Source organism: Pseudoduganella rivuli (assembly GCF_009674485.1).
GTDB classification, from domain to species: Bacteria; Pseudomonadota; Gammaproteobacteria; order Burkholderiales; family Burkholderiaceae_D; genus Rugamonas; species Rugamonas rivuli_B.
This window is the reverse complement of record NZ_WKJJ01000019.1, coordinates 61,900-72,176: the sequence shown is the minus strand read 5'-3', so window position 1 is coordinate 72,176 and position 10,277 is coordinate 61,900. Positions and strand designations below refer to the sequence as shown.

The following is a 10,277-nucleotide window of genomic DNA, read 5'->3' as shown; positions in this document are numbered from 1 at the left end:
AAAGTTGCTCAACTGAGTGGAGCTTGGTGTTTTGACATCCATTCCGCCAGTTGCGGCATCGGCATCGGCCTGCAGTACAAATACCCCTGGTAGCCATGGCAGCCCGCCGCCGCGATGAAGGCGCGCTGGCGTTCCGTTTCCACGCCTTCGGCCATCACATCCAGGCACATGGCCTTACCTAGTCCCGCGATCGTGTGCACGATGGCGCCGCCATGGCGCTCATTGTCCGCGTCCCAGATGAATGAGCGGTCGATTTTCAATTCCGCCAGCGGCAGGCGGTGCAGGTACGCCAGCGATGAATAGCCGGTGCCGAAATCATCCAGCGCGCAGCCGACACCCGCGTCGCGCAACCGCGCCATTTTGCCGACCGTCCCTTCCACATCCGTCAACAGCAGGCTTTCCGTCAATTCCAGCATCAGCCGCTGCGGCGGCGCCCCGGTCGCAGCCAGCACCGCCAGTACTTGCTCGACAAAATCAGGCCGCTGGAATTGCTGCGCGCTGACATTGACCGCCACCCGCAAACCCGCCGTGCGCGGCGCGCCCGCCCATTGCGCCAGCAGCGTGCACGCGGTTTCCAGCACCCACCGTCCCAGCGGCACGATCAAGCCCGTTTCCTCCGTCACCGGGATGAATTCCACTGGCGGCACCAGGCCCCGTTGCGGGTGATTCCAGCGCACCAGCGCTTCCACACCGGTCATGCGTCCCTGCATATCGCACTGGGGCTGGTAATACAGTTCAAACTGGCCCTGGTTCAGCGCGTGGCGCAAATCCGCTTCCAGCGCCGCCCGCACGGCGACCCGCTGCTCCATGTCCGGTTCGAACCAGCACGCCATATTCCGCCCTGCCGCCTTGGCATGGTACATCGCGAGGTCGGCCCGCCTGACCAGCTGGTCGACGCTGGCGCCGCTCCCGTCCAGCATCGTCAGCCCCACGCTGGGCGTGCTGTATTGGTAGATGCCGTCCATGACAAACGGTGCGCTGAACGATTGCAGCACCCGGGACGCCACTGCCTGCGCACGCTGCGCGGCGGCCTGCACATCCGTCCCCAGGTCTTCCAGCAACATGACGAATTCATCGCCGCCAAAACGCGCCACGGTATCCGCTTCGCTGACCAGGCCTTGCAAGCGTTCGCCCACGAGGCGCAGCAAGTGATCGCCTTTTTCATGCCCATGGGCATCGTTGACGATCTTGAAGTGATCGAGGTCGAGAAACAGCATGGCGCCCGTTTCGCCCGATTGCCGGTGCCGCTGCAGCGCATGGCCGATACGCTCGGCCAGCAACTGGCGGTTGGGCAGACCGGTGAGGCGGTCATGGAATGCCAGGCGGTGCAACTCCGCTTCCTGCGCCTTGCGCTGGCTGATATCGAGGAAATAAATCGCCAGGCCATCGTCGCCGGGGTAGGCCCGCACTTCCGTCCACAAGTTCAGCGGTTCGTAATATTCCTCGAACCACGCTACTTGCCCTGTTTCAACGGCCTGATGGTAGGCACGGTAATACGGCCCGCCCACCGCTTCCGGAAAAACGTCCCAGACGTTGACACCCAGCACTTGCGCGCGCTGGCAGTGCAGCAAGCGTTCCGCTTCGCGGTTGATGAACGTCAGGCGCCAGTCACGGTCCAGCATCAGGAAAGCATCGGAAATGCTTTCCAAGGTGGCGGTCAGGCGCGCGCCCAACCGCTGTGCATCCTGTTCCAGTTGCTGCACGCGTGTGTCGTCGCTCATCGGTTTGTGCCCATGGGTAGTCGGACTGCGATAACCGATTATACCCATGCGCCGTCGCCGCTACGCGACGCTATGCCACGCCCGCCCGCTCCAGCATCGCATGCAGCAACACGTTGCACCCGGCTTCCAGATGTTCCGCTTTGGCATCTTCGATTTCATTGTGGCTGATGCCATCCTTGCACGGCACGAAAATCATGCCGGCCGGCGCCACGCGGGCCGCGTAAATCGCGTCGTGGCCGGCGCCGGACACCACATCCATCGTGGAGTACCCGAGCTTCGCCGTGGCCTTGCGTACGGCATCCACACAATCCGGGTGGAACGGGCATGGCGGGTAATATGACACGCGCTCGATCTGGATGCCCAAGCCGGTTTCCTGGCGCGTTTTTTCCACGAACGCCAGCATTTCCTCGTGCATGGTATTCAGCAACGCATCGTTGACGTTACGCAGGTCGATACTGAATTTTACTTCGCCGGGAATCACGTTGCGGCTGTTGGGGAACACTTGCATCATGCCCACCGTGCCTCGGCCATAGGGCGGATAGCGGTTGGCGATGGCCACCACTTCCTGGATGATGCGGGTCGACACTTGCATCGCATCCTTGCGCAAATGCATGGGCGTGGGACCCGCGTGGGCTTCCATGCCCGTCACCGTGCAGTCGTACCACGACAAACCCATCACGGCAGGCACCACACCGATCACCTTGTCCGCATCCTCCAGCACGGGGCCCTGCTCGATGTGCGCTTCGAAATACGCGCCGATCGGATGCTGGCCCGGCACCTGGTCGCCTTTGTAGCCGATCCGTTCCAGCTCGCCCTTGACGGTCTTGCCTTCGACATCCTTGGCCGCATACGCATGGTCCAGCGTGAACGCGCCGCAAAACACGCCGGAGCCCATCATCACGGGCACGAAGCGGGATCCCTCCTCGTTGGTCCAGAACGCCACTTCGATCGGCGCCCGGGTCTTGATGCCCTTGTCGTTCAGCGTGCGCACCACTTCCAGCCCGGCCAGCACGCCGTAATTGCCATCGAACTTGCCGCCCGTGGGCTGGGTGTCGATATGGCTGCCCGTCATGACGGGCGGCAGCGTATTGTCTTCGCCATCGCGGCGCATGAAGACATTGCCGATCTGGTCGATCGTGATGCTCAATCCCGCGTCACGCGCCCAGCCGGTGACCAGGTCGCGGCCCTGCTTGTCGAGGTCTGTCAGCGTCAGGCGCTTGACGCCGCCCTTTTCCGTGGCGCCGATCTTTGCCAGTTCCATCAGGGATGACCACAGGCGGTCGCCGTTGATATGTAAATCGTTCATGTTCGCTGCTCCTGCTTATTTTGCGCTGACGGGGACGAATGCGGGGCGGTCGATATGCCGGCCCGCGCCCTCCACCGCCATCAATTGGCCGCCACGCCAGACCACCTTGCCGGCGGCGACGGTCGTCGTGGGAATCCCCTTCACGGTGCGGCCTTCGAAGACATTGAAGCCGCCCTTGTTGTGCTGGGTCCTGGCGGAAATCGTGCGCGAACCTTCCGGGTCCCACACGACGATATCCGCGTCGGCGCCCACGGCCACCACGCCCTTGCGGGGATAAATGTTGAAGATTTGCGCCGCGTTGGCGGACGTGACCTTGACGAATTCCGACGGCGTCAGGCGTCCCGTATTGACGCCCGCATCCCAGATCACGGCCATGCGGTCTTCCACGCCGGCGCAGCCATTCGGGATTTTCGTGAAGTCGTTCTTGCCCGCCGCCTTTTGCTCCGCGCAGAACGTGCAGTGATCGGTGGCCGTCGTGTGCAGGTTGCCGCCCTGCAGGCCGTGCCACAGCGCATCCTGGTGATGCTTGCTGCGGAACGGCGGGCTCATGACGTGGCCCGCCGCGAAGTCGAAGTCGGGACTGGCGTACACGCTGTCGTCGACGATCAGGTGGCCCGCCAGCGCTTCGCCATACACGCGCTGCCCGTTGGCCCGCGCGCGCGTGATGGCTTCCAGCGATTCCGCGCACGACACGTGCACGATATACACGGGCGTGCCCAACACACCGGCAATGGCGATGGCGCGGTTGGCCGCTTCCGCTTCCACCATCGGCGGCCGAGACAACGGGTGCGACGACGGTCCCGTCAAGCCCCGTTTCAATAAGTCCTGCTGCAGCTGGTAGACCAGTTCGCCGTTTTCCGCATGCACGGTGGGGATTGCCCCCAGTTCCAGCGCGCGGCGGAAGCTTTTCACGAGGGTTTCATCGTCCGCCATGATGGCGTTCTTGTACGCCATGAAGTGCTTGAAACTGTTGACGCCATGGTCGCGCACGAGGATGCCCATGTCGCGGTGCACGGTGTCGTCCCACCACGTGATGGCGACGTGGAAGGTGTAGTCGCCCGCCGCCTTTTGCGCCCAGCCGCGCCATTGTTGGTACGCTTCGATCAGATTTTGCTGCGGGTTGGGGATGACGAAATCAATGATGGTCGTGTTGCCGCCGGCCAGGCCCGCCGCCGTGCCCGTGAAGAAATCGTCTTGCGTGACCGTGCCCATGAACGGCAAATTCATGTGCGTGTGCGGATCGATCCCGCCCGGCATCACGTACTGGCCGCCCGCGTCGATGATCCTCGCGCCGCTAGGGGCCTCCAGGCTGGTTCCGACCGCCACCACCTTGTCGCCATCGGTCAGCACATCGGCCCGGAACGCGCGGTCTGCATTGACGACGGTGCCGCCACGGATAAGTATGCTCATGCTGTATGTCTCCGGATTGATTATCGTTGCGTGGCGGGACGCAGCGCGGGCGCCGCCTTCCCTTTCATCATGACGCCATACACCAGCGCGGAAATCGCAATGCCGACGAACCACGCATAGGTATAAATCGTTTTAAAGCCATCGGCGACGCCGGGAAACGACGCCGGGAATGCCGCATTCAGGAAGCCCGGAATATTCGGCGCCACGCCCACCACGAAGGCCACGATGGCGGCCACGTTCCAGCCGCTGCCGTACGAATAGATGCCGTCGTTGCGGTACAGCTGTTCCACGTTCAGTTCCGTCTTGCGCACCAGGTAGTAATCGATGATCAGGATGCCCGCGATGGGACCCAGCAGCGCGGAATAGCCGATCAGCCACGTGAAGATGTAACCCTGCGTGGATTCCAGCAGTTTCCATGGCAGCATCAGGATGGCGATCGACGCGGTGATGTAGCCGCCCATGCGGTAGCTGATGTGCCGTGGCGCCAGCGCGGAAAAGTCATACGCGGGCCCCACCAGGTTGGCCGCCAGGTTGACGCTGACGGTATCGATCAGCAGGATCACCAGCGCCACCAGCACCGCCACGCCGGTCATGCGGCTGGCCAGGTCGACCGGATCCCACAGCGCCTTGCCATACAGGACAACGGTGGCGGACGTCACGATCACGGCCAGCGCGGCCAATAAACCCATCGGCACCGGCAAGCCGACGGTCTGGCCCAGCACCTGGTCGCGCTGCGACTTGGCAAAGCGGGTGAAATCGGGGATGTTCAGCGCCAGCGTGGCCCAGAAACCCACCATGGCCGTCAGCGATGGCCAGAACGTATTCCAGAATTGCCCGGCCTTCTTGCCGCCGTCGACGAATTGCGACGGCTGCTCCAGCAGCGGGCCGAAGCCGCCGGCTTTCTGGTAGACCCAGCCCAGCAGCACGAAGCAGATGATGATTTTCAGCGGCGCCGTGTAGGTTTCCAGTTTGCGGATCGCATCCATGCCGTGCACGATGTACCAGAACTGGATGCCCCAGAACGCCAGGAAGCACAGGAATTGCATGCCATTGATGCCGAGGCCGGAAATCTTCGCGCCGCCGATCTCGCCGCCCAGCATCACGCCGATCAGCGTGTAAATCATCTGGCCGCCAAACCACGTCTGGATGCCATACCAGCCGCACGCCACGATCGCGCGCATCAGCGCAGGCAAGCGGGCCCCGGACGTGCCGAACGACGCGCGCGCCAGCACCGCGTACGGAATGCCGTACTTGGTGCCCGCGTGGCCGATGGCCAGCATCGGCAACAGCACGATGGCGTTGGCGAGGAAGACCGTGAACACGGCTTGCCAGGCCGACATGCCGCCCTCGATCAAGCTGGCGGACAAGGTGTAAGCGGGGATGCACATCACCATGCCGACCCACAGGGCGGCAAAGTGATACCAGCGCCACGTGCGCTGGGCAGCGCTGGTGGGCGCGAGGTCTTCGTTCCAGAGCTGGGTATTGCCGGACAGGTCGTTATTCACTGCATCTCTCCAATATCGGGTGGAACGGGAATGAACTTGCCAACTGCCGCAAACGCGATCGTCATCCCGGCTTTCGCGGGGATGACGACGGGATTGCACTTGCCAACATGCTGCTGGATCAAGCCGCCTTGACCTCCCTGCGCGGATTACGCGGATCCTGCGTCCAGTTCATGTACGGCTTGCCGGTATCCTGCGGCACCATCGTGATGCAGCCCTGCACCGGACACGTGATTTCACACAGGTTGCAGCCCACGCATTCATCCTTGATGACTTCATAGGTGCGCACGCCGGCCGCGTCGATGGTTTGCGCAATCGACTGGTGCGACGTGTCTTCGCACGCCACGTAGCAGCGGCCGCACTTGATGCAGTCGTCCTGGTTGATCTGGGCAATGACCTTGTAATTCATGTCCAGGTATTTCCAGTCCGTCGTATTCGGCACCGCCTTGCCCATGAAATCGTCCAGCGACTTGTAGCCCTTTTCATCCATCCAGCGCGACAAGCCATCCTTCATTTCTTCGACGATGCGGAAGCCGTGCAACATGGCCGCCGTGCACACCTGAACGCAGCCGGCGCCCAGCGCAATGAATTCCGCCGCGTCGCGCCAGCTGCCGATGCCGCCTATGCCGGAAATCGGCAAGCCCTTGGTTTGCGGATCGCGGGCGATTTCCGCCACCATGTTCAGCGCGATGGGTTTCACGGCCGAGCCGCAATAGCCGCCGTGCGTGCTGGCGTTGCCCACGGCGGGGAACGCCACCATGCGGTCCAGGTCCAGGTGCGTGATGGAGTTGATCGTGTTAATCAGCGACACCGCATCGGCGCCGCCCTTGTGCGCGGCGCGGGCCGGCATGCGGATGTCCGTGATGTTCGGCGTCAGCTTGACGATCACCGGCAGTTTCGTGTGCTGCTTGCACCAGCGCGTCACCATTTCCACGTAATCCGGCACCTGGCCCACGGCGGAACCCATGCCCCGCTCCGGCATGCCGTGCGGGCAGCCGAAATTCAGTTCGATGCCATCGGCGCCGGTCGCCTCGATTTTCGGCAGGATGTCTGCCCATGCGGCTTCTTCGCATGGCAGCATCAGCGACACCACGATGGCGCGGTCCGGCCATGCTTTCTTGACTTCCGTGATTTCGCGCAGGTTGATGTCGAGGTCGCGGTCCGTGATCAGCTCGATATTGTTGAAGCCCAGGACTTCGCGGTTCTTGCCGTGGTGCGCGGAATAGCGCGACGACACGTTGACGGCGGGAGGGTCTTCGCCGAGGGTTTTCCAGACCACGCCGCCCCATCCCGCTTCGAATGCGCGCACCACGTTATACGCCTTGTCGGTCGGCGGCGCGGAGGCCAGCCAGAACGGGTTAGGCGCCTTGATGCCGCAGAAATTGATGCTCAGATCGGCCATTATGCAGCCTCCACTTTGGAAAGGATGTCTTGATGAATGGCCAGTGCGGCAAGTTTGCCGTGCTGTACCGCCTGCACCGTCAGGTCCTGCCCCGGCGCCACGCAATCGCCGCCCGCATAAATGCCGGGCACCGATGTGCGGAAATGCGAGTCGACGTGGATCTTTTCGCCGTCGCGCTGGACCGTGGCAGCCATCGCATCGGACAGGCTGGTATCGTCCATGCCCTGGCCGATGGCCTTGAAGACCGCGTCGGCGGGGATATCGAACGTCACGCCAGTCCCCACCAGTTTCGCGCCATCGAGCTTGGTGTTTTCAAAGCGCATGCCGCATACCTTGCCTCCGTCATCCAGCAACACCTGCTTCGGCGCGGCCCATGTGCGCATGCGCACCTGGTTGGCTTTGGCGATGTCCTGTTCGTGGCGGGTGGCGCTCATGTCGCCGAAACCGCGGCGATAGACCAGCGTGACTTCTTCCGCACCGAGGCGCTGGATTTGCACGGCCATATCGATGGCGGTATTGCCCGCGCCAATCACGACGGCGCGGCGCGGCACCGGCAGCTTGGCCAGGTCGGATGCCTGGCGCAATTCCGCGATGTAGTCGACGGCCGCCATCAGGCCGGGCGCATCTTCGCCCGTCAGGCCCAGCCGGCGCGACGCGCCCAGGCCGATGCCGAGGAAGACCGCGTCATATTGCGCATGCAAGTCTTTCAGCTGCAGGTTGTCGCCCAGGCGCTGGCCGTGGCGCACTTCGATGCCGCCGATACCCAGCAGGAAGTCCACTTCCTTTTGCGCGAAGTCGTCCGTCAGCTTGTACTTGGCGATGCCGTATTCATTGAGGCCGCCGGTTTTTTCCAGCGCTTCGTAAATCACCACGTCGTTGCCCAGCATGGCCAGACGGTGCGCGCACGACAGGCCTGCCGGACCGCCGCCCACCACGGCGATTTTCTTGCCGGTGGACGCCGCGCGCTGGAAGGGATGTTCGGTGAACGTCATGTGGTCCAGCGCATAGCGCTGCAGCAAGCCGATCTTCACCGGCTGGCCTTCCGCATCGTGGTTGCGCACGCACGCGTCTTCGCACAGGATTTCCGTCGGGCAGACGCGCGAGCAGCTGCCGCCCAGAATATTCTGTTTCAGGATGCCGGCCGCCGCGCCGTTGATATTCTGCTCGTGGATATTGCGGATAAAGCTGGCCACGTCGATTTCCGACGGGCAGATGCGGGTACAGGGCGCATCGTAGCAATACAGGCAGCGCGCGCTTTCAATGGCAGCCTGGCGCGCATTGAGTGGCGGAGCCAGGTCGGTGAACTGTTCGCCCAGCTCGGCGCTGGACGCCTTGGGCTGTGGCAGGTGCTGGAGTGAGGCTATCATTTTTTATCCCTGGCTTGGTTCGCTTGGTCATGCCGGCGGCTTGGCTGTGCCAATCCGCCCTACGTTTATTTCATCTGTGGGAATGCAAATTCCGCACCAGCGCTTGCCGTATTCGGCCAGCGCTGCATCACGGCCTTATGGCGCGTGTAGAAACGCACGCCTTCGGGACCATAAGCGTGGTGGTCGCCGAACAGGCTGCGCTTCCAGCCGCCGAAACTGTTGAACGCCATCGGCACCGGCAGCGGTACATTGACGCCCACCATGCCGACCTGGATTTGCCGCACGAATTCGCGCGCCACACCGCCATCGCGCGTAAACACCGCCACGCCATTGCCGAATTCATTGGCGTTGATCAGTTCCACCGCGTGGCCGATGTCCGGCAGGCGCACCACGCACAGCACGGGGCCGAAGATTTCTTCCTTGTAGATCGTCATGTCCGGCGTCACGTGGTCGAACAGGGTGCCGCCAATGAAGAAGCCGTTTTCACGGCCTGCCACCTTGTAGTTGCGGCCATCGACCACCAGCGTCGCGCCCTGTTCCACGCCCGTGCCGATCAAGCCTTCGATGCGCTGCTTGGCAGCCTGCGTCACCACCGGCCCCATTTCAGCGCCTGCTTCCATGCCGTCGCATACTTTCAGTGCGGCGGCGCGCGTTTTCAGTGCAGCCACCAGCTTGTCGCCCGCATCGCCGATGGCGACGGCCACCGAGATTGCCATGCAGCGTTCGCCGGCCGAACCGTACGCGGCGCCCATCAGCGCATCGACCGCCATGTCCATGTCGGCATCCGGCATCACGACCATGTGATTCTTCGCGCCGCCCAATGCCTGCACCCGCTTGCCGTGCGCACTGCCCCGCGCATAAATGTATTCGGCAATCGGGGTCGAGCCGACAAAGCTGATGGCCTGCACTTCCGGGTGATCCAGCAAGGCATCGACAGCGGTCTTGTCGCCCTGTACGACGTTGAACACGCCATCCGGCAAGCCGGCTTCCTTCAACAGTTTCGCGTGCAGCAAGGATGGCGACGGATCGCGCTCGGAAGGCTTCAATACAAAGGTGTTGCCGCACGCGATAGCGACGGGGAACATCCACATCGGCACCATCACGGGGAAGTTGAACGGCGTGATGCCGGCCACCACGCCCAGCGGCTGGCGCATCGACCACGCATCGATACCGCGCGCGATTTGATCGGTGAATTCGCCCTTCAGCATTTGCGGGATACCGACGGCGAATTCCACCATCTCGATGCCGCGTCCCACTTCGCCCTGCGCGTCGGAAAACGTCTTGCCGTGCTCGCGCGTCAGCATCGCGGCAAATTCGTCGGTATGCTGCTGGCACAGCTGCAGATACTTGAACAGCACGCGCGCACGGGTCAGCGGCGGCGTGGCGGACCAGGTGGGGAACGCGGCGGCGGCGGCTTGCACGGCCGCGTCGACTTCGTCCGTCGTGCCCAGCGCCACGCGCGCGACCGGCTCGCCCAGCGCCGGGTTGTACACATCGCCATAACGGCCGCCGCGCGTGTCGACTTTTTCGCCGTTGATGAAATGTGTGATGGTGTCTAAATTGCTCATG

General features: G+C 63.1%; 7 protein-coding genes. All 7 read right to left on the bottom strand.

Annotated elements, in window-relative coordinates:
* Positions 1–8: 8 nt before the first annotated feature.
* A complete protein-coding gene (locus GJ700_RS26505; protein WP_154379658.1) occupies positions 9–1,721 on the bottom strand; it encodes a putative bifunctional diguanylate cyclase/phosphodiesterase in 1,713 nt (570 codons plus the stop codon).
* Between the two features lie 70 nt (positions 1,722–1,791).
* The gene (locus GJ700_RS26500) at positions 1,792–3,027 is read right to left on the bottom strand and encodes a Zn-dependent hydrolase (protein WP_154379656.1); all 1,236 of its coding nucleotides are present in this window, start codon (positions 3,025–3,027) and stop codon (positions 1,792–1,794) included.
* 15 nt (positions 3,028–3,042) lie between these two features.
* Complete coding sequence (gene hydA, locus GJ700_RS26495) at positions 3,043–4,437, bottom strand: dihydropyrimidinase (RefSeq protein ID WP_154379654.1); 1,395 nt, start codon at positions 4,435–4,437, stop codon at positions 3,043–3,045.
* A 20-nt stretch (positions 4,438–4,457) separates the two neighbouring features.
* On the bottom strand, positions 4,458–5,942 hold the full coding sequence (locus GJ700_RS26490) for an NCS1 family nucleobase:cation symporter-1 (RefSeq protein WP_371868140.1): 1,485 nt from the start codon (positions 5,940–5,942) through the stop codon (positions 4,458–4,460).
* A gap of 118 nt (positions 5,943–6,060) precedes the next feature.
* The gene (gene preA, locus GJ700_RS26485; protein ID WP_154379652.1) at positions 6,061–7,341 is read right to left on the bottom strand and encodes an NAD-dependent dihydropyrimidine dehydrogenase subunit PreA; all 1,281 of its coding nucleotides are present in this window, start codon (positions 7,339–7,341) and stop codon (positions 6,061–6,063) included.
* Positions 7,341–8,708, bottom strand: a complete 1,368-nt coding sequence (locus GJ700_RS26480; protein WP_154379649.1) for an NAD(P)-dependent oxidoreductase — start codon at positions 8,706–8,708, stop codon at positions 7,341–7,343. Before GJ700_RS26480 ends, preA begins: the two co-directional genes overlap by 1 nt.
* Before the next feature lie 65 nt (positions 8,709–8,773).
* Complete coding sequence (locus GJ700_RS26475) at positions 8,774–10,276, bottom strand: CoA-acylating methylmalonate-semialdehyde dehydrogenase (RefSeq protein ID WP_154379647.1); 1,503 nt, start codon at positions 10,274–10,276, stop codon at positions 8,774–8,776.
* Position 10,277: the final 1 nt, after the last annotated feature.

Bases quoted from the DNA above. Each gene is read 5' to 3' on its own strand.
- GJ700_RS26505 (WP_154379658.1), bottom strand. From the start codon at position 1,721: ATGAGCGACGACACACGCGTGCAGCAACTGGAACAGGATGCACAGCGG.
- GJ700_RS26500 (WP_154379656.1), bottom strand. From the start codon at position 3,027: ATGAACGATTTACATATCAACGGCGACCGCCTGTGGTCATCCCTGATG.
- hydA (WP_154379654.1), bottom strand. From the start codon at position 4,437: ATGAGCATACTTATCCGTGGCGGCACCGTCGTCAATGCAGACCGCGCG.
- preA (WP_154379652.1), bottom strand. From the start codon at position 7,341: ATGGCCGATCTGAGCATCAATTTCTGCGGCATCAAGGCGCCTAACCCG.
- GJ700_RS26480 (WP_154379649.1), bottom strand. From the start codon at position 8,708: ATGATAGCCTCACTCCAGCACCTGCCACAGCCCAAGGCGTCCAGCGCC.
- GJ700_RS26475 (WP_154379647.1), bottom strand. From the start codon at position 10,276: ATGAGCAATTTAGACACCATCACACATTTCATCAACGGCGAAAAAGTC.